The sequence below is a fragment of the Yoonia maritima genome (assembly GCF_003003285.1).
GTDB classification, from domain to species: domain Bacteria; phylum Pseudomonadota; class Alphaproteobacteria; order Rhodobacterales; family Rhodobacteraceae; genus Yoonia; species Yoonia maritima.
In genome coordinates, this window is record NZ_PVTP01000009.1 from 146,389 (window position 1) to 172,797 (window position 26,409).

The window sequence follows — 26,409 nt, forward strand, 5'->3', positions numbered from 1 at the left end:
ATGTAACACGCCGATCAGATGATCCGGCGTGTTACCGATGCAGGTGCGAGTGTCCCGATTTCTGTTTTGACCGCTTCGGCGCAGTGATTGAACCAGAATTCTTCGGTCTCTGTGCGTCGAATGCGGATGCCATTTGGTAGGGTCCGTGTCGTGATGTTTGCTGTTTCGCAAAGTTGTGCGACCAGTCGGTCCATTCCGATGTCGTCTAGCCAGCCGCCGTTGTAGGTCCGGTTTCCGTCTGTCACGACTATTGGCTGCCCGTCTTCGCGTGTGAACATCGGTGTCGCGGTGGTTTCGAATTCTTCGAGATAGCCTTGCACGGCACCCCCGCCTGCCAAGGGGATTGGGCTGTCGGGGCGCAGGCTCTCTAACCTTGCGACCGTGACATCCAGCCCGGCAATCGCGGGCGGTAACGGGACAGGCATTTTGAAATCTGCATCGCGCGCGCCGGTGCGTGGGCCATAGACAACATGGGCTTCGGTCTGTGCCAATGCGGCTCGCAGTTCGTCGGTCAGATGCATTAAGCCGGGTGCGAGTACGATTTTGTACCCGCTGAAATCTTGCGTGTCTGGCGATAGGATATCCACGTTTAACCCCGCACGCCTCAACGCGCGGTAATGGTCGAGCACGAGGCCGAAGTAGCTAAGCTCCGCACCGTGCGGCTGCACCGACCACGCCCAATCTGCGTCATAGTCAAAGATGAGACCCACATCGGCACGCGGGATGCTGACATCGGGCGCGTTTTGGATTTCGCTCGCGACTTGTCGGGCCTCAAGCATTGCTGGGGCCTCTGCGCTGTCAGGCCGCAAAAGGCCAGAATGTAGCTGTTCTTGGGCGAATGGGGCCTGACGCCAGCGGAAATAACAGACAGCTTCGGCGCCGTGGGCCAATGCCTCCCACGTCCAAAGACGGACCATGCCGGGTAGGGGGGCTGGGTTGTGCGGTGCCCAGTTTACGGGGCCGGGTTGCTGTTCCATCACCCACCAACGCCCACGTCCGACGGCGCGGTAAAGGTCGTGGTGAAACGCCTGAAAATCTGGGTCGCCTTGGCGGGCAAAGGCGCGTTGGTGTTCTGGGCTTGCCCCCACGCGGTCTTCGAGAAACCCAAGCGGGTAACTGTCCCATGTCGCGATCTCGAGGTCTTTGCCAACTGCGAAATGATCAAAGTCTGTGACGCGCCCCATGTAGTTGTGGCTGATCGGCGCGGTTGAGTGCGCACGAATTTCATCGACCTGTTCGCGGTTGAATGCGACGACCTGATCCGAACTAAACCGACGGAATGCCTGCGCGTGGGCAGGGTTTGGTTCTGTGACGGTTAGGTTAGGTAGGCCGATTTGGTCGAAACGGTCATAGTCCATTGACCAAAATACGTTTCCCCAAGCAGTGTTCAATGCATCGACCGTGCCATATCGGGCCTGTAGCCAGTCCTGAAATGCAAGGCGGGCTGCGTCTGAATAGCTGATCACCGTGTCGTGGCATCCGTATTCGTTGTCGGTCTGCCATGCTGCAACTTTATGCCCAAACCGTTCGGCGATAATCCGTGTGATCCGTTGCGATTCAGCGCGAAAGCCAGCGTGGCTAAAGCAATAATGCCGCCGTGACCCAAACCCACGCGGTTTGCCGTCAGCATCCAGCGCGATCATGTCGGGGTGCTTATCAAGCATCCAGCGTGGCGGTGTGGCTGTTGGCGTACCCAGCACCACAGAAAGCCCTGCATCATTCAGCACATCAATCGCGCGATCCAGCCAATCTAGCTGCAGATCTCCGGGCGATGGTTCTAGTCGCGACCACGCAAATTCACCGATCCGCACCCATGTCAGTCCAAGCTCGGCCATGCGCCGGGCGTCTTCTGTCCAGATTTCTTCGTCCCAATGTTCGGGGTAGTAGCAGGTGCCAAGGGTGCGTTTCATTGGGTGATCTTTCGTTTCTTAGGCAGGCATCGCCGCGTCATATGCGGCAACGATTTTATCAGCGCGTGTGCGCACGTCTTGGGCGGTTATCCCGGCGCTATAAATGGCCGATCCGATGCCAAACCCGGTGATCCCGACCTTGGCCCAGTCGGCAAAATTGGATGCGTCCGCGCCACCCACAGCATAGCTGCGCGTGCCTTTGGGTAGGACAGCTGAGACGGCCTTGAACCCATCAACGCCGACAAGTGATCCGGGAAAAAATTTGAGCCCATCCGCGCCGTTGCGCAGCGCGGCAAAGCATTCGGTTGGCGTCATGACGCCCGGATAGCTGGCCAATCCGGCGACTTTCGTTGCGCGAATAACATCTGGATTGCAGTCAGGTGACACGATCAGTTTGCCACCAACGCTTGCGACATCCGCCACGTCTTTGGTCGTTAGAACGGTGCCTGCACCAATCAGCGCCACTTCACCAAATGCCTCCGCGAGAATGTGAATGCTTTCCAATGGATCAGGCGAATTCAGCGGGACTTCGATTTGGTCGATACCTGCGTCGATCAAGGTTTGACCGATTTCGTGGACCTCTGGCGGGGTGACGCCACGCAAAATGGCGATGATATTGCGGCTCATGTTTTTACCTGTTGGGTATAAGCGGCAGATAGGCCGGACAGCACCATGTCTTCGCCTGAAACAGCAGGCGCAGTGATCCCCTGCTGCGCAAGTGCGCGTTGGTAAAGCGCGGTTAGTTTGCCAGCACCGATCAGTGCAATGTCACGACCCAGCCAATAGGGGCGCGCACCAGCAAGTTCGGTGCCGATGAGTAACCCAGACAAACGCCCCCGTGCCGCGCTTTCGCTAAGCGTCGCCAATAGCGTGCCCGCACGCAGCGCAAATAGCTCTGCGCCGATTGTTTCAGGGCGGCTAAGGGCATCGCCGACGGCGGTATCAAAGGCATCCAGATCCAGCTCTGCCTGTACCGAGAAACGCAGCACAGATTGTTCGGCCAACAGCGCGAACATTTCGCCAGTCATGAAGGTACGAAAGCTAACGATCTCTTTGGCGCTGATATGGACCCATTTCGAATGGGTGCCGGGCAGGCACAGCACACCGTCGAAATCGGGTTTTTGCGCCAGAAAGCCTGCGATCTGGGTTTCTTCGCCGCGCATCACGTCGGCAGGTTTGGCCTGTTTGACACCCGGTAGAATTGAAACCGAAATACGCGGGTCATTTACCTTTACCTTCACGGCTTCTGCGATGGACGGCGGGTTGCAAGGTGTCGCGATATAGGGGGCCTCTGCCCAGCCTTGACGCGATCCAGCCATGCCGCAGATGACCACAGGGGTCACGCCAGCGCCAAGGTGATCGTTGATCATCGCCAAAAGTGCGGGTTCAAATGCGTCCGGGTTAAGCCCGCTCATGCCTTGGTCAGACGTCAGGCACTGCGTGGTGCCGTCGTCATACATCAGGGCAACGCGTAGGTTTGATGTGCCCCAGTCAACGCCGATCCAGTTTGGGTTTTTGGTGTTGTTGCTCATCCTGTCACCACCACGCCGCCGTCTGCGGCGATCAGTTGGCCGGTGATTGCCCGGCTCATGTTTGACGCCAAGAACAGGACCGGACCAACCATGTCTTCGGGTTCCAGTTCAGTCTTGACGCATTGTCGGTCAAGATGCCCGGCGAGAGCTTCGGGCGTCACCCACATGTCTTTTTGTTTTTGTGTCATCACCCAACCCGGTGCGATAGCGTTTACGCGTACCCCGTCAGGGCCGAATTCGCGGGCCAGTGACCGGGTCATGCCGGTGATCCCAGCATTTGCGGTCGTATAAAGCGGATAGCCCGCGTTCCCCATCATATAGCTGATCGAGGACATATTGATGATTGTTCCGCCGCCAGCCGATTTCATCGCTGGAAGCACCGCCTGACAGGCAAAGAAATAGGCCTTGAGGTTAATCGTCATAGACCATTCCCAGAATGCTTCGTCGACTTCTTCGGTGGCATGGCGTTTGTCGTTGGCGGCGTTGTTGGTCAACGCAGTGATCGGGCCGTGGGCCGCTGCGGCCTTATCAATTGCGGCCTGTAGTGCGCTGGTGTCGGTAATGTCGCATTGGATAAACAACGGGCGGTTATCTGTCGCAGTTTCCATCTGATCGACAAAAGCTGACGCATCAGATTGCCCAACAAAAGCGACCTTAGCGCCTTGGCGCAAAAACCCTTCGGTCAGTGCGGCCCCGATGCCCGACCCACCGCCGGTGATGAACACCGATGCTGATTTGAGGTCAGGGAAAATTGGGTGGCTCATTAGTGGCTCTCCCTTGTGACGGGGCGGGTGTCTTTGCCCACCAAGAAATCTAGATCAGCGCCTTTATCGGCCTGAAGCACGGTATCGACGTATAGCTTGGCATAGCCACGCGTGTAATGCGGTTCGGGCGCGACCCAAGCTGCGCGGCGTTTTTCAAGTTCGGCTTCATCGACCTGAAGATCAAGCACACCGGTGCTTGCCGATACCCGAATGATATCCCCGGTTTGCACAAGCCCAAGCGGGCCGCCAGCATTCGCTTCGGGTGCGACGTGCAAGATCACGGTGCCAAAGGCCGTACCAGACATGCGGGCATCCGAAACGCGGACCATATCGCGCACGCCTTGTTTCACCAACACTGCCGGGATCGGCATATCGCCCACCTCGGGCATACCGGGGTATCCTTTGGGGCCGCAACCTTTGAGCACCAGAATGCTGTCTTTGGTCACAGGCAGATCAGGCCGGTCAATGTTGGCTTTAAGATCTTCGATGGTTTCGAAAACATAGGCGGGGCCAGTGTGTTCAAGCAAATGATCAGACGCCGCAGAAGGCTTTACGATGGCACCATTGGGCGCAAGGTTACCGCGCAACACGCGTAGACCAGCGGCAGGTTTGATTGGGTCGTTAAACGGGCGGATCACATCGGGATTATAGCATTCGGCACCATCGTGATAGGCGCTGATATCACCACCAAGCACCGTTTTCGACGGGCGCAGGATGTCCTTGAGTTCGTTTAAAACAGCAGGCACGCCGCCCGCATAGCAAAAGTCCTCCATCAGGTATTTGCCCGATGGCATGCAGTTGACCAGCAATGGGATTTCACCACCGATTTCGATGTCCTCAAGCGTCAAGTCCACGCCAACACGACCAGCTAAGGCAAGCAGGTGCACCACAGCGTTTGTCGATCCGCCGACTGCGGCATTGGTAAGGATCGCGTTTTCAAACGCCGCTTTGGTCAGGATGTCGGATGGTTTCAGGTCTTCGTCGACCATTTCAACGATCCGCTTACCCGTCATATGGGCCAGTGCCGCGCGGCGGGCGTCAACGGCGGGGAGGGCGGCGTTGGTTGGCAGGGCCATTCCCATTGCCTCGACCAATGACGCCATCGTGGACGCGGTGCCCATGGTCATGCAGACACCCTTGGACCTGCTCATACCGGATTCAGTTGCCATGAAGTCCTGCAATGTCATTTCGCCCGCTTTCACAGCGGTCGCGAATTTGCGGACATCGGTGCCAGAGCCCAGATCGCGGCCTTTCCATTTGCCATTCAGCATCGGACCAGAGGACACAACGATTGATGGCAAATCTACAGATGCGGCACCCATCAACTGGCCGGGGGTGGTTTTGTCACAACCGCCCAACAACACCACACCGTCGATGCCATAGGCGCGAATGGATTCTTCGACGTCCATCGCTAACAGATTACGGAACAACATCGCAGTCGGTTTCATCTGGGTTTCGCCCAGTGACATCACCGGGAATTCGACCGGGAAACCGCCTGCCTCCCAGACGCCGCGCTTTACGGCTTCGGCTAGATCGCGCAGCCCGCTATTGCAGGGCGTCAGTTCCGACCAAGTGTTACAAATCCCGATAACAGGGCGGCCATCAAAGGCGTGATCCGGAAAGCCTTGGTTCTTCATCCAGGACCGACGGATAAACCCGTCTTTGTCCATCATTCCGTACCAATTGCTGCTGCGGCGTGGTTTCTTCATATTTTGTGGCCCTCGATAACCCACATGGTTTCTGGAAAGCTCCACGGGAGGGTGATCCCGTGATGCATCAAATATTGGCCACTGACGTTAATCGCGTTTGTTTTCAAGGGGGACTGTCCGCGTGACAGCGCCTTACGGGTGAGTTCGTCACGGTTCGCCAGATCAACGTGGTATGTGGCGTTGGCATCAAGCCCGGTCAGGCGCAGCGGACGTGGCGCGATTTGCGTGGATGTGTCGGCCTTACCGGCAAAGACGGCGAACTGATCCTGATGTAGATGCTGTTCAGCCAGAACCGCCGGATCCGCCGCATCAAGCCGCAAAATATCGGCGTGGCGCATCCAATCGCGGTTGTCTTTCCACCACCCGGTGACACGGCGCAGCACATCGGCTTCGTCGTCGGTCAGTTCACGCGGGTCCATCTCAAACCCCATGTGGCGTTGGGCAGCGACCCAAGCGCGAAACCGGATATCCAAGATACGCCCAGATGTATGACAAACGCGCGGGCCAACATGGCTACCAGTCACGCATTGCGGCAGGAACAGCGCCGCGTTGTGTTGGATTTTTAGCCGCTCTAGCGCGTCGTTGCTGTCGGACAGCCAGACGCGTTGGGTATGTTCCATGATCCCAAAATCAATACGGCCACCGCCCGAAGCGCAGCTTTCAATCTCGACCTGTGGAAACGCAGTGCGCAACCGATCAAGCAGGGCGTAGGTGCCGCGTGTTTGATCCGCATCAGGGGTCGGCAGAACGCGGTTATGATCCCATTTGATGTAATCGATATCGTAGTCGGTCAGCACTTTGGCGATCCGATGAAATAGGTAATCGCGGACCGCTGGCAGTGCCATGTTCAGCACCTTTTGGTGCCGCCCCAGAATTTGATCTTCATCCCCCAACGCCCAGTCGGGATGGGCGCGGTAGGTGTCGCTATCTGGGTTGATCATCTCTGGCTCGAACCAGATGCCAAAGGTCATGCCTAACCCATGGATGTGGTCGATTAGTGGGGTTAAGCCATCGGGATATTTGCGCTTATCAATGAACCAATCACCAAGCGATGTCGTGTCGTCGTCGCGTTTCCCGAACCAGCCGTCATCCAGCACGAAACGTTCCGCGCCTAGACTGGCCGCATGCGTCGCGATTTCTTGAAGCTCTGGAATGTCGTGATCAAAATAGATGGCTTCCCAGCAGTTATAATGCACCGGGCGCGGGCGGTCAGGATGCGGCCAAGTCACCACGCGGTCGCGCAGGTGGCGTTGGAACGCGGTTGCGCAGCCGTTTAGTCCAATACCTGAATAAGTCGCGAAAAGCGGTGCGGTTTTGAAATGGGTTAGTGGGGTCAGTTCAGTATCTGACGCGTTGCCAAATTGGATTTGGCGTCGGCCATCGGGCAGTTCTTCGGCCACCATTTTATGTCCACCGGACCAACCATAGTGGAAGCCATATGCCGCGCCTTGGGTATTGGTTGCGCTGCGGCAAGGGACGATTAGACCCGGAAAATGTTCGTGTCCCGTGCGGCCGGTACGGTTGTCGCGCGTGCGCATTCCGGCAGACCAAGGGGTGCGGTTCATCTGGAATTCACCACACCAACGCCCGGCAAAGTCTATCATCTCATCAGATAGCTGCGGCGCAGGTAACACGGGTGCGGCAAGCCATTGCAAGTTGATGGGTTGCTCTGATTCCAGTTCTGCGGACATGGAGATCAGATGGGTTTCGGGATCAATCGCGAAATGGGCGCGATAGGTTAGGCCAATGGATTGGTCTGTGTAGGTTAGCGTCAGCGCGTCTGTCTTCGCCTCAACGCTTTCGAACGCCAGCTTTGGTAACAGCGGTTTGCCTGCCGTGTCACGCAACGCCATGCCGGGTTGCCCCTGAAAAGTGCGCGTTGCGGCGGGGCAAATTGACAGCTCGGGATGTTGATCCAACATCCCGCCCGCGACGTCGATGCCGTGCACCGCATAGAGCGTTTCCAGATTTTCACTATCTGGCAGGCGCGGTCCCCAATAGATCGCTTCGGCCAATTGTTTGTCGCGGACGCCCAAGACCAAGGTTTGTCGGGCATCGTCTAGTCGCCAGCATTGGATCATTTGACAGCCCCAAGTGTCAGACCTGCGATAAAGTGGCGTTGCATCAAGAAGAACATCAACACAGGTGGCAGGGCCGCAACGATCGAGCCCGCCGACAGCATGTGATAGGCCACGCCAAACTGTGCGTTAAAGCTGGTGATGCCTGCGGTCACGGGCTGTGCTTGTGGACCTTGGGTCAGGACGACCGCCCAGAAATAGTCGTTCCAGATGAAGGTAAAGATCAGCACAGACAGCGCTGCAATCGCGGGCTTCATCAAGGGCAGGACGATGTGCCAGAAAATTTGGAATTCGGTGATACCTTCGACGCGGGCCGCCTCGATCAATTCAAAGGGCAAGGCGCGGATAAAGTTACGCATGAACAGCGTGCAGAACCCTGTTTGAAACGCGATGTGGAACAGGACCAACCCCAGCTTGGTATTATAAAGCCCCGCATCAATCGTCAGATCACGTACTGGGATCATCAGAATCTGAAACGGTACAAAGTTCCCCGCGATGAACAGGAAGAACACCAGCAGGTTAAAGCGGAACCGATACACGCCGAGCGCGAAGCCTGTCATGCAGGACAGTGCAACCGCGCCGATTACCGTTGGAATGGTGATCATGAACGAATTCAGGATGTAGCGCGGCATTGGGCTGTCGGTGAAAACACGCCCATAGTTTTCGAAACCCGCAAAGCGTGACGGCCACGACCAATAGTCACCACCTGTGAAATCAGAGCTTGGCTTGACCGAGAACATCGCGACAGCAAGTAGCGGCAGCAACCATGCGATAACGGCAACGGGAAGCAGGGACTGATAGCCAATCTGCCACGACCGGGATGTTCGCTCGAGTGGGGTAGGGAACATCTTAGCGACCTTTCTCGTCTTGGTACATCGACCATAGGAAATAGGCGATGAAGAACAGCATGATAAAGAACAGGACAACCGCGATGGCAGCGCCGTATCCCATGCGGAACCCGTATTCGGACAGCGCCTTTTCGAACATGTAGAATGACAGCACGCGGGTTGATCCGAACGGACCACCGTTGGTCATGATCGAGATCAGATCGAACGACCGCAGCGCACCGATAATCGTGACCACAAAGGCGATAAAGGTCGCGGGCTTTAGCTGTGGAATGATGATGTGCCACAGCATCCGCCACCCCTTTGCACCATCAAGACGGGCGGCTTCGATTTGTTCGGGATCAACGGCATTTAGGCCCGTCAGATACAGGATCATGCAATATGCAGTTTGCGGCCAAAGACCCGCAGCGATGATGCCATAGGTGGCTAGCGCAGGGTCACCCAGCACGTTGATTGGACCAAGCCCGACAGCACCTAAGATACCATTCAAAAGGCCAAAGTTTGGATCGTAGAACCAAGTGAATACTAGGCCCACGACGACTTGGGAAATCACAAAGGGAAAGAAGAACAGCGATTTATAGATGCGAATGCCGCGCACGGTTTGGTTTAGAAATAGCGCGATAAATAGGCCTGCTGGGATGGCCAGTAGATATAGCAGCAGCCACTTCATGTTATTGAACAACGACACGGTGAATGCTCGGTCGCTTGCCAAACGTTCATAGTTGGCAGTGCCGACATATTCGGCCTCGCCCAGCCCGTCCCATTTATAGAAGGACAGGTTGATGCTTTGGATGATCGGGTAGATCACATAGACCGAGAAAAACAGGATACCCGGCAGCAAAAACAGCCAAGGCGTGATCGTTTTCCGATTGCGATGGAACCAACTGTGGTGCGGCGCAGCAGCCGTCGTGTCAGTCATTTTCTACTCCTCAAGTCCCAAGTGCAAAAACCCGCAGCGCAGATGCTTGCAGCTAGAACGAAAAGCGGGGCAGCATAAGCCACCCCGCAATTGTTGTAATTATTCAGCAGTATCCTGACGAACGAATTCAAGACGCTCTAGGATGTCGTCCAGGTTATCAGGGTAAACCATGAATTCCTGTAGACCTTCCATGCCAGCCTTTGCCATCTCTGCCGAGAAATCCCGGTCAAAGAACTGTGCCACGCCGCCCGGTGCGTCGTTGGACAGCATGTTGAAGCCAGCTTCGAGGAACTTGTCGTCATCAACCGAAGACTCTGCGTTCACAGGCAGCTGACCCAGTGCATCACCTGCGTTGATCAGTGTCTGGTTATCCGCAGAAACGATGAAGCGCAGGAATTCACGTGCGGCTTCTTTGTTTTGCGCGTTCGCAGGAATGTGGAACGTGTCTGTTGGCGCGTCTTCTGCCATCGGCACATCTGGGTTGATCACTGGGAACTGATAGAAACCAAGCTGGTCATCAGTCAGGCCACCGTCACGGAAGTGCGGCACCGCAAAGTTACCCATCAGATAAGCAGTCGCATCGCCATTGATCATGAATGGCAGGGCTTCTTGCCAGCTGTAGGTCTGGTGGTCTTCGATGAAGCCGCCCATGTCGATCAGCTTGCGCCAGTTTGCGAATGTCTCGCGAACGCGGTCATCTGTCCATTCGATTTCGCCACGTGCAAGCTGCATGTGGAAATCATAACCGTTTGTACGCATGTTCAGGTAGTCGAACCAGCCGCCAGCAGTCCAAAGGAATTTTGAACCGATGGTGTAGCAAGCACGGCCAGACGCCACGATCTTTTCGCAGTTCGCCAGCTCTTCTTCAAAGGTCGCAGGTGCTGTTAGGCCCAACTCTTCAAAGATGTCCTGACGGTAGTAAACACCCCATTGGTAGTAAGTATAGGGAACGCCCCATTGTTTATCATCAATGGTCATCGCGCCTTTGGTGGATGCAAGCGCTGCGAACTCTGGCTCTGCCCATAGGTCAGAGATGTCTTCGAAAAGACCGGCGTTCACATATGGACCCATGCGGTTCGCCGCGTACCAGTTCGCAACGTCAGGTGCGTCAGCAGTCAAAAAGTTACGGATCTGTGTTTTGTAGGCTTCGCGGTCGATGACCGTCAGTTCGATGTCCAGATCAGGGTGCATCGCACCAAAGCGTTCAACCATACCTTCCATTACGGCACGGGGCGCCGGGTTCGACATGTCGGAAAATACGCGCAGCTCGCCTGATAGGCCTTCTGCAAACGCAGAACTGCTTAGCATTGTAGTCGCGGCCAAACCGGCCAGCATCAGCTTCTTCATGGAACGCATAGTGTCCTCCCTATTTATGCTCCCAACGATCCCGCCAAAACATTTTAGTTTCATATAGTGGAACCGCATTTCTAATATTGAAACCTTAACGCGGATCGGTATAGGCTTGTCAATAGGTTCCTCGGATAACCCGGGGTAGGGAGGCCACATGCAATCGAAGGCAGACGGAACGGTAGGCAAGGCGCTCGCGGTGTTGGAATTGGTCGCGGGCTTTGAGCGGCCAGTACGCTTTAGCGAGTTGCAAGGCAGCAGCGATTACCCCAAGGCAACGCTGTACCGGCTGCTGCAAACGCTGACCAAACAACGGATGCTGTCGTATGATCCTGACAGTGGGACATATACATTGGGCGTACGTCTCGTGTGTTTGGCGCACGCCGCCTGGAAAACCAGTTCACTGGCACCTATCGCACGGCCATATATGGATAAACTGTCTGAAAAGACGGGCGAAACTGTGCACCTTGCGCAGCTAGATCATGCGCAGGTGATCTATGTGGATAAACGCAACGCATCCCAACCGCTGCCTATGTATTCTGAGGCTGGCAAAGTCGGCCCGGCCTATTGCACAGGTGTCGGCAAAGCAATGATGGCCTACTTACCCGAAGACCAGTTGACGGATGTCCTGGTCCAGCAATCATGGCACCGTTTTACCGATGGCACATTGACCAACGAGGCCGCTTTGCGTGCTGAACTTGTTGCAATTCGTGAACGCGGGCACGCCTACGATCGCGAAGAACACGAGCCGGGGATCATCTGTGTGGCTGTACCGATTCGGAATGACTCTGGCCGGGTGCTGGGGGCGTTGTCGATCACGTCGTCAACATTGCGCTCGTCCTTGGACAAGCTGGACAGTTTTGTCCCACTGATCCGAGATACCACAAATCAAATCGCGCGCGAGACCCAGAATTGGCGTTTCCCCGAAACCAAATCCATCGCCTAGGGAGAGACCAATGACCGGTGTTACGCTAAATAATGTGATCAAGAAATACGGTGATGTACAGGTGATCCACGGGGTCGATCTGGAAATCGAAGACGGCGAGTTCTGCGTGTTTGTCGGCCCATCAGGTTGCGGTAAGTCTACCCTGCTGCGGATGGTCGCCGGGTTAGAAGAAACCACAAGCGGTAAGATTGAAATCGGCGATCGTGACGTGACCCGGATGGAGCCCGCCGACCGTGGTGTCGCGATGGTGTTCCAGACCTACGCGCTTTATCCGCATATGACGGTCAAGCAAAACATGGGGTTCGGCCTGAAAATGAACGGCTACCCCAAGGCTGAAATCGAAGCCAAAGTCGCCGAAGCGAGCCGGATTCTAAAACTGGATGACTACCTAAAACGCAAACCGGCCGCGCTTTCGGGTGGTCAGCGGCAGCGGGTATCAATTGGCCGTGCGATTGTGCGCGGCCCCGAAGTATTCTTGTTCGACGAACCACTGTCGAACCTCGACGCCGAACTACGTGTTGAAATGCGCGTCGAAATTGCCCGTCTCCATAAAGAAATCGGCGCGACGATGATCTACGTGACACACGATCAAGTCGAGGCCATGACATTGGCTGACAAAATCGTCGTACTGCGTGCCGGCAAAATCGAACAGGTCGGCGCACCGCTGGACCTGTACCGTGACCCAGATAACAAATTCGTTGCTGGCTTTATCGGGTCACCATCAATGAACTTCCTCTCTGGCACCGTGACAAATGGCCAGGTGCAGATTCCATCGCTCGACCGGACAATCGAAGTGCCAATGAACCTTCCGGCTGAAGGCACCAACATCTGGGTCGGCATCCGCCCCGAACACTGCCGGGCAGTCAAAGGTGGCGCACAAAAAGTCGAACTCTCCGAAGCATTAGGTGGCGTCAGCTACACCCACATCCTCACGAACAACGGCGAAAAAATCGTCATCGAAGAACGCGGTCTAGAGCGCATGAAAGAAGGCGAAACCGTCACGCTGGAATTCGAAGCAAACGATGTCATGCTGTTTGATGCGCAAACGGAATTACGTTTGAGGTAAAAGGTACCGATACTCATGCAATTCGCATGAGTATCGGTTGTTTGCTGCGTCAACCAATCGCCCGGACGACGCTGACACCCACCCATGCCGATATTCCAGTCAACAGACCACCCCACATGGTATCAATGACAAGCTGTTGAACAGACCAATCGCGAAGCGTCGCGTAGTTCGTGAACTCATAGGTTCCATAGGCTAACAGCCCTAGCAGCACACCATTGATGAGCGCAGCCATTGGATCGCCTGCGCGCAATGCAGGCACGGACACGAACCAAAGAACCCCTGCCACGTAACCAAGATAGAAAAGTGCCGCGGGAACGATGCGAAATGGATCTGCAAAAAGGTGATCGATATGCCGTTCAAAGACAGGTTTTATGAGAACACGTAGGCCAACGGCGTCAGCAGCAAAGAACATGCATGCTGTTGAAAGATAAAGAATAATTGTCTGCATGATTTTTGTTCTTTCTGGTTGGGATGCGCAGCATCGTGGCAATGATTAACGGGTCAGGCGCCGCAACAGCGGCAGTGATGCCCAGTAGGGCAGGATACTGATAAGCTTTAGGCTGTAGGTCAGGCGGCGGGGGAAATGGATTTCGAACCGTCTTGATTGAAGCCCTGCAATAATCGCGTTCGCAGCACTTTGTGGTGTGACCATGGCCGGCATCGTGAAATCGTTACGCTGTGTCAGGCGTGTATCCACAAAGCCGGGATTGATCAGGCGTACATCGACCACGCCTGATAATTCACTGCGCAGAGTTTGGGCTAGATTGATCACACCCGCTTTGGACGCTGAATAGATTTGTCCTTGCGGTAGCCCGATATATCCAGCGACGGATCCACATAACGCGAGCTGACCACCGTCTTTCAGCAAAGGTTGTGCCAGTTGCGCAATGTGGAAACTGCCTGTCAGATTGACGCTGACAATTTGCGCAGCCTTTTCAGCGTCAATTTCTAACACTTTTCCCGGATCATAAAGCGCTGCAAGGTGGACTACGCGATCCAAGGGGCCGATTTTTGATATCTGATCCACTGCTGCCACGATTGTCGATCTGTCACCAACGTCTAACGGCAAAGCAATGTGCTGCGCGCCAAGTTCCGACACGAGTTGATCCAGTTTTTGGGTGGACCGCGCCGAAAGAATTAGTCGCGCACCACGCGCAGACCACGCGCGCGCGAGTGCCTCGCCGATCCCTTCAGTTGCGCCGATGATCCAAATGAGCTCAGGCATGGGTGAGCTCAACCTGAACAACATCAGTTTGCCCCGTTTTGAACGAAGCAGCACAGATATTTAGGTAAAACCGCCAATTCCTTAGGAAACTTTCATCATAGCCAAGGCGTTTGATGCGATCAGATACTTGGTCAAGACGATCGTACCATGCTGTACAGGTTGCGGCATAATCTGCGCCAAATGCGTGATTGTCACGCACGATTAATCCTGCCTTCGTTGCCTGATCTGCGATCACGGCATCTGAAAGTAACATCCCACCTGGGAACGTGTATTGCCGGATATAATCTGAGCTCCGCCGGTATGTGTCAAAGTAACTGTCGGGGACGGTAATCGCTTGAACCATGGCGCTACCGTGTTCGGCCAGCCGTGCCTTGATTGTTGCAAAATATGTCGGCCAGTAGTTTTCTCCGACGGCTTCGATCATTTCGATTGAGACGATACTATCGTATTTTCCGCTGCTCTTGCGGTAGTCTTGCAATCGGATGTCGGCACGCCCATCAAGGCGCGCGTCAGCATAGCCCTTTTGACTGGGGGAAATTGTCAGCGCTGTAACATGCCGCCCTGTATCGGTCGCACGCTCTGCAAACCCGCCCCAACCGCAGCCGATTTCAAGCACACGTTCGGCGTTGTTCAGTCGGTTTAGGATACGGTCGTATTTACGGTTTTGCGCACGAACAAGGTCTTTGTCATCAGCAGTAAACATGGCTGAAGAATATGTCATGCCTTCGTCCAGCCATAGCTGGTAGAATTCGTTCCCGACATCATAGTGCGCGCGAATGTTGCGTGCTGAGCCCTTTAACGAATTTGATCGCATCAAGCGGTTTACGACCCGAAATTTAAGAGTTTGCCAAAAGCCTGCGTAAGCGTATCCGCTAAATTGATCGAGGTTCTTAAGCGCGACTTCGGCCAAATCCGCGATTGATGGGGTGTCCCACAGGCCAGCAACATAGGTTTCGCCAAGCCCGATATCGCCGCGTGCCGCAATCGCCGTTACAACCGACCAGTCTGAAATCTGCATCTCGGCTGCTGGGTTTCCTTGGCCGAAATCGAATACTTCTCCTTCGGGGGTGCGCAGGCGCAAGCTACCAGTTTCAATCTGCGCGCAGGTATCAAGAAAATCGTGTTTTATGCGTTTTGTCAGAACTAACATTATGTAACCTCGGTGTTGGGTGGTGTTGGGCGGTTCCGGTATTTCGCGCCTTTCAGGCGGAGCCGGAGCGCTTGCCAATAGATGAGAGCCTTTGTGCGCAAACCGCCAAATGGACGGCGGAGTGCGGCACGCGCCAATCTTGTGTTTGTCATTGGCAGACGTGCGCCGGACAGCGTTGCGACGACCCCTTCGTCGCCATTTTTATGGATAATGCGGATCGCAATCTGATCATGGCGCAGATCAAACCCAAACTCGTACCCGCCAGCAATCTGTTGAAACGGCGAAACATGAAGTGATTTAGGTTTTGTTATGCGCGTCTCACCAGTGATTGGCGCAAAGTCGGGTTTGTGGCACAGATACGAATGGCGGTCGCCGAATGGGGTTGAAACCTCGGCTATGACCGCGACCAGTGCATCGTTTTGCAGCGCGAGCCAGAAGCTGACCGGGTTGAACACATGTCCTAAGAACCGCGGCTGTGTCAGCAGCAGTAATTGTGTTTTCCACGCTGTGAGGCCTTGAGACGCAAGTACATCACGCGCCCAGCGTGGGCCGCGTCCTTTATGTAATGCACCGCCATGATCGCAGTCGTGTACAGACGCTAGGTTAAACCGATTACGCGAAAATAGCGGTGGCCCGGTGAAAGACGACTCTGGGTCGATCAGCACAAAATCCACGCCGTGTCGAAACCCATGCCGGATTGCCCCGCGTCGCGTGTGGGTTGTCACGCCCGCGATATGTTCAGGGGTAAATGTCATGCGATTTGCCTGTCTAGAACACGGGCAATGCGCGCCGCGCTTGCAAAGCCGTCTTCGTGAAATCCGTGGCGCGTATAGGCGCCGGCGAACCACGTGTTGTTTTCTCCCTGCATCGTTTTTAACTGCGCCTGAGCAGCAAGTGCAGACGCATCAAACACAGGATGGCGGAAGGTCTTTTGATCATAGATCATCTGTTCGCTGATCGGCTCTGAGGGGTTGAGTGAAACAAACAGCGGGTCATCGTTGGATATGTTTTGCAGCTTGTTCATCCAGTAGGTCACACCGATTGTGGGCTCTGGCTTTGTGGTGTCGGCTTTGTAGACCCAGCTTGACCAGACGGCCTTGCGCTTTGGCATTTGGGCGGTGTCACGGTGCAAGAACATTTGATTGTCCTGAAACCTGATGGAAGATAGTGCAGATTGTTCCTGGGGGGTTGGTTGGGCAATGAGCCGCAATGCTTGATCCGAGTGGCAAGCAAAAATGACCTGATCGAAACGTTGTTCTGGATGCGCTTTGGTATGAACTGTGACGCCTTCGCTGTCGCGCCTTACGCTTTCAACAGCAGTATTCGTTTGAATTGCAACGCCATGTCCTCGCAAATGATGTTCAAGCCTACGGACGTATTCGATACTGCCGCCATCCACAGTCCACCATTGGTGCTGACCTGACGTGCTTAGCAGAGCGTGATTGCGGAAAAATTGTACCAATGCGCGTGCGGGGAACGAACGTATCTCGGCAGGGGGCGTAGACCAAATCGCCCCACACAGTGGCATTAAGTAAAACCTTTGAAACCAATCACCCAACTGCAAGTCATTCATCAACTCTCCGATTGTTGCGTTTGAATCCTCGGACATTGCCTCTGCTTGTTTGTTGAAGCGGAGTATGTCGCGGACCATGCGATAAAATCCGGGGCGCAGTAGATTGCGCGGTTGGGCGGTCAGTGACGCCAAGCCACGAAGCCCGTATTCGATCTGTCCGTCATTGATTGAAGCGCCAAAGCTCATGTCGCTTTTCACAACGGGGACATCAAGATCTTGGAACATACGGGTGAGGTGCGGATAGTTTGCGTAGTTGAAGACGATGAACCCGGTATCAACAGGCTGGTCACCGTTGCATCCCGCGACGACAGTCCGTGCATGCCCGCCAAGCTGTGGTGCAGCTTCAAACACTGTCACCGAATGGTTCGGCGCCAACAGATACGCAGCAGATAGGCCAGAAATACCGCCGCCAATGACGGCAATGCGTTGTTCGCGATTTGGTAGTGCGTCGAGTGACATTCTGGGTCCCTGCTTCAATGATTTAAAAATAATACGTCACCGAAGAAATTTTGGATCAAAAATGATCCAACTTTCACATAGCCCCGTAATGAGGTTATGTTGCACGTGAGCCTCGAAATAGAACCAGCCGACCGAAGCTCTTTTTTAGGGCTTCAGAAGGATGTGCCAAAGGTGACGCCACCGTCCCCCAAGATTTCCCCTCAGACATCATGGATGCTGGCTGTACGCGATCAGCGTGACAAAGCTGCGTTCGCATCGTTGTTTGACCATTTTGCACCCCGGTTAAAAGGGTTCATCATGCGTTCAGGTACAGGGTCGGGGCAGGCCGAAGAGATCGTTCAAGACGTTATGTTGACGGTCTGGCGCAAAGCAAGCCAATTCGATCCCGCCCGCGCACAGGTTTCGGCATGGGTATATCAAATTGCCCGTAACCGTCAGATTGACATGATCCGAAAAGAAGGGCGTCCGCTGCCCGACGAATTGAACGAAAACCCAGAATCAGAACCGGATGCGAGCCAGATCGTCGCGTTAGAGCAAGAAGCAGGGCATCTAAAAAGTGCGCTTACGAAGCTCGCGCGTGATCAGCGTGAGGTTATCGAAAAAGCTTATCTGGGTGAACTTACACATCAGGAAATCAGCTCTCAGACGGGCTTACCACTGGGTACTATTAAATCTCGAATCCGGCTTGGTTTGCAGCGATTGCGGCACGAGCTGAAGGACATGCGCTAAGATGAACGATATCTCATACCACACACCTGACGCACTGTTGGCTGCGTATGCTGCTGGTAATTTGCCGCATCCGTATGCGTTAGTTGTCGCTGCACATATCTCGCTATGCGTTGAATGCCGGGCATCATTTGAAGCACACCAAGCCGCAGGCGGCGTCGTACTGGAAACGACCGAGGCAGTAGGTGTGTCTGATACACTGAAAACGGATATCATGGCGTTGCTTGACGCACCCGTGATATCCAAGCCTGTTCACAAGCGGTCAGGTATCTATCCGGGGCCGGTGATGGAAGCCTTGAACGGAAAGCCGCCTCGATGGAAGTCACTAGGGTTAGGTGTCCGGCAAAGCATTATCGCCGGTGGTGCAGACGGGAATGTACGTCTTCTATATATCCCGCCAGGGCAGGCCGTACCTGATCATAGCCATAATGGGCTAGAATTGACCCTTGTACTGCAGGGCAGTTTTAGCGACGAAACGGGGCGTTATGGTGCTGGCGACCTTGAGGTGGCTGATCAAGACTTGCAACATACGCCGATTGCGGACGCGGGTTTGCCATGTATCTGTCTTGCTGCGACTGATGCGCCATTGCGATTTACATCGCTTGTCCCGCGTATATTGCAGCCGTTGTTTCGGATTTAACCCCGACGCATGTGGACACGAGAGCGGAGGTTCTGTTCCGCTCTCGTTTAGATGCTTAGAAAGGTGAATCCGGGAAATAGAATGCTTCGGCATTTTCTGGCGTGATTAGCGTCGCACCTAGAATATACCGTCCTGCGACTGGCCCATTCGATTTGAACGCGGCAACAGTGACATCCATTGCAGTCGCGATCATTGATGGTGGGTACAGCACGTCGACTGGTACCAGTTCGTTGCCGTCCATGATGCCGCGAATGGTTTCCTTCATGCCTGCTCCGCCCACGACGAACATGCCGTCACCGGTACGCCCCGCCTGTTCAAGTGCCGCAACAACGCCAATGGCGATGTCATCATCTTGGGCCCAAACAGCGTCGATATCAGGAAAGCGGCTCAGAAAATCTTGCATCACTTCGAACCCATCATCGCGGTTCCAGTTCGCATGTTTGTGATCCAGAACGTTGATCCCAGTACCTTCGATTTCGGCCATAAAGCCATCAAAGCGTTCGTTATCGATTACCGTAGGGATGCCGCGCAGGATGACGATATTATCGCCGGATTCTAAGCGAGTTTTCATGTATTGTGCAGACACACGGCCCAGTTCAGGATTGTTGCCCGCGACATAAATGTCTTCGATGCCCGGCTGGCTTAGGCCGCGATCAACAACGGTAATCAACGCGCCGCTTTCTTTTACGTTTAGGACTGGATCGGTCAGAGGTTCTGATTCAAACGGCAACACGACAAGTGCATCAATCGCGTGAATTGACACCAGATCTTCCAATGCGCTGGCTTGGGATGCTGGATCAGGTGAGTTGATAAGGATTAGGTCGATATCTGGATATAGCGCCTCGAGCCTGGCTTCGGCTTGTTCTGCGTGCCAGTTCATACCAGCCGCCCATGCATGTGTTGGCGTTGGATATGAGACGCCGATCTTGATCGTGTCCTGCGCCGAAGCAGCGCTGGCAACCGCCATGACGCCACCGACCAAACCTGCGAAAATTGTTTTTCCGAAATGCATTTTATCCCTCCCATGAGATTTCTGCTGATGAAGCCCACACCAAATTGCTGAAGGCTGTATTGCGCATCGGGCTCCTCTCCCGGTGCGCGCGACGATTTACGTTTTAGATTTGCCGCCCCAGTCGGCCCGCTGCAGCCAGACCGCGACGATGATGATCAGGCCCTGCATTGTGCCGTTCAGGTAGTTGGAAACGAGATCGGTGAAATTTAGAATATTCCCGATGGTTGTTAGGATAAGCGCACCTAAGATCGTGCCGCCGATACGCCCATACCCACCCTTAAGAACGGTGCCGCCGATAATGACCGCAGCGATTGCTTCTAGCTCCCATAGGACGCCGGTGGATGACGACGCAGAGCCCAGTCTTGGAACATATATAACGGTTGCGAGAGCCACACACAGGCCTTGGATCACATAGGTCCATGTCTTTATTTTATTGACGTTTATGGCTGAATATTGAGCGACATGTTCGTTTGATCCAATGGCTGTGCAATAGCGTCCGAATGTGGTGCGGTTCATAAGGAACCAACCTGATATCGCGACCATGATGAACACCCAAACCGGGATCGGTACACCCAGAATGCTTTCGTAGTAAACAGGTCGATAAGTGCCGCGAATTTCAAAGCTAAGCGATAGCGTGCCGCCGTCTGCGAAATAGGTCACAAGCGATCTGAAGATACCCATTGTGCCAAGCGTGACGATAAACGCCTCGATCTTACCTTTGGTCGTCAGTAGGCCATTCGCAAGCCCGGCTAGCGCACCAAGGATGATCGCACTTGTCGCCCCGATCACCACTGTCAGCGTACCAGTGCCTAGCACATCTATCAGTGAATTCATCAGAATGATCATGACGCCTGCGATTGCGGCGGCCATGGAGCCGACCGACAAATCAATGCCTCCTGCGGTGATCACGAACGTCGCACCAACGGCGATAATCCCGATAAATGCAGAACGTGTCAGAAGGTTCGTTATGTTTCCTTCGCTTAGAAACGCGGTGTTTAATGAAAATCCGAGGATGCATAGCAATGCCAAGGCAATGGCGGGGCCATACATTTTAAGGTCTATCTTTGGTTTATTGGACGCTGGTTGTGTCTGGGCGGTGTCAGGCATGCATCTTTTCCTCGTTCAGCCCTGCGGCGTATCGTACAATTTGTGTTTCATTGATTGCGTCACCGGTAAGGGTGCCTGCAATTTGACCATCGCGCATGACGATCACACGGTGACTGATCCCAATGACTTCGGGCATTTCGGATGAAATCACGACAATCGACACGCCCTCGGCAGCCAACGCGGCGATGAAGTGATAGATTTGCTGTTTGGTACCCACGTCAATCCCGCGGGTCGGTTCATCAATGATGACGATCTTTGGGTTAGCTTCCATCACCTTGGCAAGCAGTAGCTTTTGTTGATTGCCACCCGACATGTCCTTGGCCAACACATTCGGATCACGCGCCCTGATATCGAAGCGACGCACAGCACGGGCAAGTGCTGCCTCTTCTTGTTTTTTGTTAAGCATCAGGCGTTTTGCAAACTGGGGCAGGGCAAGAAGCGTCAGGTTCGTCTGCATCCCCTCTTGAAGTAGCAGCCCTTTACCTTTGCGGTCTTTTGTCAGGTAAACAATCCCGGCATTACGGGCCTGTGCAACCGTCGCAAAGCGGCCAGACTGACCAAAGGTGGTGATGGACCCATTCCGCATTGGCACCAGTCCGCATATGGCCTCGAACACTTCGGTGCGGCCTGATCCAACCAGCCCTGAAAACCCTAAAATTTCACCGGACCGCAGTTCAAACGACACGTTATGTATGTTCTGTGTGCTTAACCCGTCGACCCTTAGCGCCACATCGGCATCAATGTCGGTTTCGGCAATTGGTGGGTAAAGATCGGAAAGTTCGCGCCCAACCATCATCCGCGCCATTTCATCTAGCGCGAGGCCCTTGGTCGGGCGGGTTGCGATCCACTGACCATCGCGCAAGATAGTCACGCGGTCGGAAATTTCACTAACTTCATGCAACTTGTGGCTGACAAACATGATCGCGACGCCTTGCTTGCGCAGCCGATCAACCTGAGTAAACAATATACGGGTTTCTGCTTCGGTCAGCACTGCGGTTGGTTCGTCCATGATCAGAACGCGGGCGTTGCGGCTCATCGCTTTGGCGATTTCGACCATCTGTTTTTCGGCAATGGATAACTGTGAAATTCGCGTATCTGGCGAAATGTCTAAACCGACGCTGTCCAAAATCTGAACCACACGTTTATGCATAGCCGATTTGTCTAAAATACCATTCTTGGCGATCTCTCGACCAAGAAAGATATTCTCGGTCACGGTCATCTGTTCGGCCAAATTCAGTTCTTGGTGGATGAGTACGATTCCCAGCGCCTCGGCCTGACCGTTTGGTGGCAAGGTAACAGCTTCGCCGTTGTAAAATATGCGGCCTGATGTTGGGCTATGAAAACCTGACATGATTTTCATCAACGTCGACTTTCCGGCTCCGTTCTCGCCGATAAGCGCGTGAACTTCTCCGGCTTTTAAATCAAAGCTAACACTGAATAGAACGGGCACCGTTCCGAACGATTTGCTAAGCGACTCCGCACGAAGCAACACATCCGACGCTATCGGATTTTCGACCAACATAGACCCTCCCCGATCCATTGCTGCCTCCCGCAGCGAATCTCATGTAAACCTTTACATCGGTTTATGTAAAGGTTTTCATTCGGCGGTTACTTCGCTATTCTGTTGATAATTGGACGGGGAATGTGAAGTGGCAGAGCCGCAGGCAAACCCCTGCATGAGGCAAACGGTAACAATCACACGTGCACAATCACCCCAAAAAACCTGCAACAATCGAAGACGTCGCACGTTTGGCCGAAGTGTCAATCGCGACCGTTAGTAGGGCGATTTCAAAACCTGAAAAGGTCGCGGAAAGTACCCGAAAAAAGGTGAATGCTGCGATCGCTCGGACGGGATACACCGCCAATGCTATGGCGCAAAATCTACGCCGCCAGCGATCCCATATGGTTCTTGTTTTGGCGGAATCCATATCAGACCCCAATTTCCCAGGGATCCTGACAGGATTGGAAAAGGTGGCTAATGCGCGCGGCTATGGCGTGCTTATTGGGAACACCGACGGTGATGTTGCATTAGAAGAAAAATATCTACGTTTTCTATCCGCCGGAACCGCAGATGGGCTGATTTTGTTAACCGGTCACTTGCCAGTTGCAGGTTGGCCCGAACAATCAAAGTCGCTCATCCCGCCAGCGGTCGCGGCAGCTACGCCTGTCCAGCACGACAACATTAGCTATGTCTGCACCGATGACCGGGCAGCTGCACGGATTGCGACCGAATATTTGATGTCGTTGGGCCATAAAAGGATCGTTTATGTCGCTGGCCCTAAGGGTAACGTACTGTCTGAGCGTCGCCTCCAAGGGTACTGTGACGCGCTTAGCCAATCATCAGAACCAATGTCGATTTGGAAGATTGATGGTGATGGAACCAGTTTGGGTGGCCGTGCGGCCGTTGAACGGCTGTTCATTAGGGATACCCTGCCAACTGCGTTCTTTTGCTTTAATGACAACACTGCAATTGGTGTGATCGGTGCGCTTCAGGATCGCGGGTATGATGTGCCTGGCGATATGTCGGTCGTCGGATTTGATGACATTCCTTTTGCAAGCAACATCACACCTGCACTTACGACCATCCGGCAACCGCGCAGCCAAATCGGTGAACATGCGATGACCGCGCTGCTGGATCGGCTTGCACAACCTAACGCTCCGACGGAAGGCAAAGAACTACATGGCGATCTTATTGTAAGAAGTTCGTGCTCGGCGCCGAAAACGTAAAACAAGCTGGAAGTCTTTGCGGATGAACGCACATTTTGCTTTTGGTCATTTGCTAATTTTATGCGCAATTGCATTTAGATTAGCTTTAACAGCCTTGACCATCAAATGGGTCACACAATTCAAAGTGTAACTTCTGGCGAGGAAATAGAGCGCTTGCTCCATCCGTCAACCCAAGGGCTTTTAAAGATAATTAAATACACGCTAAACTAGAGAAAATTATTGCCTTAAAGAGAAAGCTGTGTGTGAATGGAATTGTGATAGGTTGAACGACAGCTGACAGCCAAGGCGTCTGTTCAAATCGGCACGGGATCAGTGAGGTAAGTCTGTGCGTTCCAACATAACGTCTGATGATACGGAGCGAAGGGCTGAAAGCCTGTTGAAGGCTTGTTTGTCTGATGAGAACCTAAACGCCGACACGGTGTTACGCCAAGGTGATGATCTTGGCAAATTACACTTCAATTACAATCGTGAAGTCCTAGGTCATTTGCTTGGGCGCCTAAGGGAAGCCGTCGCGTTACTGTCGCATGATCGAGTTCTGGCTTTGATTGAAGAACTGGACAATCTGTCGATAGATGTGTCGCTTATTGGTCAAGTGAAAGCAGGTAAAACTGCGCTTGCAAATGCGTTGATAGGCAAGCCTGAAATGCTACCATCCGATGTTAACCCTTGGACCTCGGTTGTGACATCAGTCCATATCAATACGCCAAAGCCAGCCGGCAAAGCGGCGGTGTTCAATTTCTTCACGACCCAAGAATGGCTGAACATGGTTGAGGTTGGAGGTACCCTAGGTGAAACCGCTAGCCGCAGTGGTTTTGATGACGAAATGGATGAAATGCACGTGCAGATACGCGAGATGCAACAACGAACCGAGCTCCGTTTAGGTCATAATTTTGCGTTGCTTATGGGCGGGAAACATAGCTTTGTTGGGTTCTCATCCGAGATGCTTCGTAAGTATGTATGTTTGGGCGATGAGGGGAATGGGACACTACCCGATGGCCGGTATGCTGATGTGACTAAATCAGCGGATATTTACATCGATAGCGCAAGCTATCGGGTTCCAACAATTATCCATGACACACCCGGCGTAAATGACCCGTTCCTGATGCGAGAGACGATTACTCTCGATAGCTTAACTGAGACAGATATTTGCGTGTTGGTTCTAAGTGCACAGCAGTCGTTCAGCACAGTCGACGTCGCACTATTGCGCACGATCCGATCCATGAAAAAGAGCAGTATAGTCTTTTTTGTTAACCGTATTGATGAATTGGACAATCCAACCGAGCAGATACCGGAAATTGATAACTTCATTCGCGACGTTTTGCGTGCCGAGGAATTGTCACCAGATATACCAATTATTTTTGGTAGCGCAGCTTGGGCTGAGATGGCAGTTTTTGGGATGTCCGACAGTATTGGGGCCGCTTCAATTGATTGTTTAGCTGATCTTGCCACGAAACGTTTGGCTGATCAGCAAGGCGTCGATAGCGCTGCTAATCCTATCGGTACGTTGTCCCACACTATGTCTAAAACGAGCGACTTGTCTGGGCTGTTTGAGCTACGCAAACTAGTTGAAGAAAAAAGCATCAGCGATATCGCTTTCCCGCACATGTCAGGCATTACACGCCGCTCCCTTGATATTGCGCGGACTTCGAAAGTCTTCCTGCAGCAGGTTGATGAGACGAACTGGGTCACACCGCCCAGCTTTGACATGGATGCTGCAATTGCCCGACTTGAGATAATGCAAGACGAAGTAACGCGATCTGTAGCAGCGGAAACTGAGGCGGCATCGAATGCGATGATCAACAAGATGTCCAACGCGTATCAAGCATTTTACGACCGCGAGCAGGCGGCGCTGGAATTGCAACTTTCTAACACGAAAAGCGCGGACGGATGGACGCCGCAAATAGAAAGTTTGAGGCGATCACTTATTGCGACCTATTCTGATTTTGGACGTGAAACACCGCCTAGGGTCGACGCGATTTTGGCGGATGCGGTCCAGCAGGTGCAAAGCCTATATAACAGTGCATTAGGGAATTCGGTGCAGCTCATTACGGTGGAACCACTTGAGACACACAGTCTTAAGAATCCGGCCTGTTTAATGCGGACAATGCCTCTGGATATTACGTCGAATTGGTTGCGCGGATGGCTTTCAAAAAGGGCGAAACGCCCGTCTTATATCCGTAAACTTCGGCAACTTGTGGCGGCAGAACAGCGGCAGACGCTGGAAGAAATTCAAACCGCGAATGTTGCAGACTTTATGTCTGAAAATAACATGCTGATCGACGGATTTTTCGAAGAACATATTCATGGGCTTCGTACGATTGCGATGTTGAATGATCAGCAAAAGCGTGACGAGGCGCTGCAAGCGCTCGGTATGGAGGAGAAGATAAAGCTACGGATAACGAAGTTAACGGAGATCATAGCAGAGCTGACCACGACTTTAGACCGCTTAGGGCTGGCGACCGCGATTGCAGGTGAAAACGCCAGCCGCGAAAAAGCGAGCTAAATAGATAACGCGACACCACTCACAGAACAGATTGTCATTGATGAACCAAGAAGGGAAATAATATGGCGAATGTAGATGTGCACGATACCTGAACCGCGACTCTTGTTGGTGTCAGGGTAGGAGTGTCATCGCAATTCCTCCAACATCTTTTCGCAGAATACCTCTGCTGGC

The 26,409-nt window shown here is 53.6% G+C and carries 23 protein-coding genes; 6 read left to right on the forward strand and 17 right to left on the reverse strand.

Translation table 11 applies throughout. The features are described from left to right. Positions 1-14 precede the first annotated feature (14 nt). The 9 genes from CLV80_RS13525 to CLV80_RS13565 form a co-directional block, all read right to left on the reverse strand. A complete protein-coding gene (locus CLV80_RS13525) occupies positions 15-1,910 on the reverse strand; it encodes a beta-galactosidase (RefSeq protein WP_106358460.1) in 1,896 nt (631 codons plus the stop codon). Positions 1,911-1,928: 18 nt separating this feature from the next. Further along, the gene (locus tag CLV80_RS13530; RefSeq protein WP_106358461.1) at positions 1,929-2,537 is read right to left on the reverse strand and encodes a 2-dehydro-3-deoxy-6-phosphogalactonate aldolase; all 609 of its coding nucleotides are present in this window, start codon (positions 2,535-2,537) and stop codon (positions 1,929-1,931) included. Further along, the gene (locus CLV80_RS13535; protein ID WP_106358462.1) at positions 2,534-3,442 is read right to left on the reverse strand and encodes a 2-dehydro-3-deoxygalactonokinase; all 909 of its coding nucleotides are present in this window, start codon (positions 3,440-3,442) and stop codon (positions 2,534-2,536) included. Before CLV80_RS13535 ends, CLV80_RS13530 begins: the two co-directional genes overlap by 4 nt. After that, entirely contained in the window at positions 3,439-4,206 is a 768-nt protein-coding gene (locus CLV80_RS13540) for an SDR family NAD(P)-dependent oxidoreductase (RefSeq protein WP_106358463.1), read from the reverse strand. The genes CLV80_RS13535 and CLV80_RS13540 overlap by 4 nt, the downstream gene beginning before the upstream one ends. After that, positions 4,206-5,915 (reverse strand): IlvD/Edd family dehydratase, encoded by a 1,710-nt coding sequence (locus tag CLV80_RS13545; protein WP_106358464.1) that lies wholly within the window; start codon positions 5,913-5,915, stop codon positions 4,206-4,208. Before CLV80_RS13545 ends, CLV80_RS13540 begins: the two co-directional genes overlap by 1 nt. Then, positions 5,912-7,996 carry an alpha-galactosidase gene (locus tag CLV80_RS13550; protein ID WP_106358465.1) on the reverse strand — a complete coding sequence of 695 codons (2,085 nt, stop codon included), beginning with the start codon at positions 7,994-7,996 and terminating at the stop codon, positions 5,912-5,914. The genes CLV80_RS13545 and CLV80_RS13550 overlap by 4 nt, the downstream gene beginning before the upstream one ends. After that, positions 7,993-8,841, reverse strand: coding sequence for a carbohydrate ABC transporter permease (locus tag CLV80_RS13555; RefSeq protein ID WP_106358466.1), 849 nt, complete (start codon positions 8,839-8,841; stop codon positions 7,993-7,995). The genes CLV80_RS13550 and CLV80_RS13555 overlap by 4 nt, the downstream gene beginning before the upstream one ends. Position 8,842: 1 nt before the next feature. Continuing rightward, positions 8,843-9,757: a carbohydrate ABC transporter permease gene (locus CLV80_RS13560; protein ID WP_106358467.1), complete on the reverse strand. Its 915-nt coding sequence runs from the start codon at positions 9,755-9,757 to the stop codon at positions 8,843-8,845. A 99-nt stretch (positions 9,758-9,856) separates the two neighbouring features. Beyond that, positions 9,857-11,113 (reverse strand): ABC transporter substrate-binding protein, encoded by a 1,257-nt coding sequence (locus CLV80_RS13565; RefSeq protein WP_106358468.1) that lies wholly within the window; start codon positions 11,111-11,113, stop codon positions 9,857-9,859. 148 nt (positions 11,114-11,261) lie between these two features. On the opposite strand from CLV80_RS13565, the gene CLV80_RS13570 reads away from it, so the two are divergent. Together CLV80_RS13570 and CLV80_RS13575 are read left to right on the forward strand one after the other, a co-directional pair. Beyond that, positions 11,262-12,050: an IclR family transcriptional regulator gene (locus CLV80_RS13570; RefSeq protein WP_106358469.1), complete on the forward strand. Its 789-nt coding sequence runs from the start codon at positions 11,262-11,264 to the stop codon at positions 12,048-12,050. A gap of 10 nt (positions 12,051-12,060) precedes the next feature. Continuing rightward, complete coding sequence (locus CLV80_RS13575; protein ID WP_106358470.1) at positions 12,061-13,116, forward strand: ABC transporter ATP-binding protein; 1,056 nt, start codon at positions 12,061-12,063, stop codon at positions 13,114-13,116. A 49-nt stretch (positions 13,117-13,165) separates the two neighbouring features. Here the strand turns inward: CLV80_RS13575 and CLV80_RS13580 are convergent, their stop codons facing one another. Genes CLV80_RS13580 through CLV80_RS13600 form a run of 5 tightly spaced genes read right to left on the reverse strand, consistent with a single transcriptional unit; the run spans position 13,166 to position 17,523 of the window. Further along, positions 13,166-13,564: a DUF2177 family protein gene (locus CLV80_RS13580; protein WP_106358471.1), complete on the reverse strand. Its 399-nt coding sequence runs from the start codon at positions 13,562-13,564 to the stop codon at positions 13,166-13,168. A 45-nt stretch (positions 13,565-13,609) separates the two neighbouring features. Then, positions 13,610-14,341: an SDR family NAD(P)-dependent oxidoreductase gene (locus CLV80_RS13585; RefSeq protein WP_106358472.1), complete on the reverse strand. Its 732-nt coding sequence runs from the start codon at positions 14,339-14,341 to the stop codon at positions 13,610-13,612. Beyond that, a complete protein-coding gene (locus CLV80_RS13590; protein ID WP_106358473.1) occupies positions 14,334-15,491 on the reverse strand; it encodes an SAM-dependent methyltransferase in 1,158 nt (385 codons plus the stop codon). The genes CLV80_RS13585 and CLV80_RS13590 overlap by 8 nt, the downstream gene beginning before the upstream one ends. Continuing rightward, positions 15,491-16,246 (reverse strand): DUF1365 domain-containing protein, encoded by a 756-nt coding sequence (locus tag CLV80_RS13595; RefSeq protein ID WP_106358474.1) that lies wholly within the window; start codon positions 16,244-16,246, stop codon positions 15,491-15,493. The genes CLV80_RS13590 and CLV80_RS13595 overlap by 1 nt, the downstream gene beginning before the upstream one ends. Further along, a complete protein-coding gene (locus tag CLV80_RS13600; protein WP_106358475.1) occupies positions 16,243-17,523 on the reverse strand; it encodes an NAD(P)/FAD-dependent oxidoreductase in 1,281 nt (426 codons plus the stop codon). The genes CLV80_RS13595 and CLV80_RS13600 overlap by 4 nt, the downstream gene beginning before the upstream one ends. Before the next feature lie 213 nt (positions 17,524-17,736). Between CLV80_RS13600 and CLV80_RS13605 the strand changes: the two genes are divergently transcribed. Continuing rightward, a complete protein-coding gene (locus CLV80_RS13605; RefSeq protein WP_243394570.1) occupies positions 17,737-18,252 on the forward strand; it encodes a sigma-70 family RNA polymerase sigma factor in 516 nt (171 codons plus the stop codon). Position 18,253: 1 nt separating this feature from the next. Continuing rightward, a complete protein-coding gene (locus CLV80_RS13610) occupies positions 18,254-18,889 on the forward strand; it encodes a ChrR family anti-sigma-E factor (RefSeq protein ID WP_106358477.1) in 636 nt (211 codons plus the stop codon). 55 nt (positions 18,890-18,944) lie between these two features. Here CLV80_RS13610 and CLV80_RS13615 read toward each other — a convergent pair whose 3' ends face one another. The 3 genes from CLV80_RS13615 to CLV80_RS13625 all read right to left on the reverse strand — a co-directional run bounded on the left by CLV80_RS13615 (position 18,945) and on the right by CLV80_RS13625 (position 22,530). Further along, a complete protein-coding gene (locus tag CLV80_RS13615; RefSeq protein WP_106358478.1) occupies positions 18,945-19,901 on the reverse strand; it encodes a substrate-binding domain-containing protein in 957 nt (318 codons plus the stop codon). 96 nt (positions 19,902-19,997) lie between these two features. Beyond that, positions 19,998-21,008: an ABC transporter permease gene (locus tag CLV80_RS13620; protein WP_106358479.1), complete on the reverse strand. Its 1,011-nt coding sequence runs from the start codon at positions 21,006-21,008 to the stop codon at positions 19,998-20,000. Further along, positions 21,001-22,530, reverse strand: a complete 1,530-nt coding sequence (locus CLV80_RS13625; protein ID WP_106358480.1) for a sugar ABC transporter ATP-binding protein — start codon at positions 22,528-22,530, stop codon at positions 21,001-21,003. The genes CLV80_RS13620 and CLV80_RS13625 overlap by 8 nt, the downstream gene beginning before the upstream one ends. A 179-nt stretch (positions 22,531-22,709) precedes the next feature. Here CLV80_RS13625 and CLV80_RS13630 point away from each other — a divergent pair, with 179 nt between their 5' ends. Together CLV80_RS13630 and CLV80_RS13635 are read left to right on the forward strand one after the other, a co-directional pair. Continuing rightward, a complete protein-coding gene (locus CLV80_RS13630; protein WP_106358481.1) occupies positions 22,710-23,735 on the forward strand; it encodes a LacI family DNA-binding transcriptional regulator in 1,026 nt (341 codons plus the stop codon). Between the two features lie 388 nt (positions 23,736-24,123). Next, the gene (locus CLV80_RS13635; RefSeq protein ID WP_165793384.1) at positions 24,124-26,238 is read left to right on the forward strand and encodes a dynamin family protein; all 2,115 of its coding nucleotides are present in this window, start codon (positions 24,124-24,126) and stop codon (positions 26,236-26,238) included. Positions 26,239-26,409: the final 171 nt, after the last annotated feature.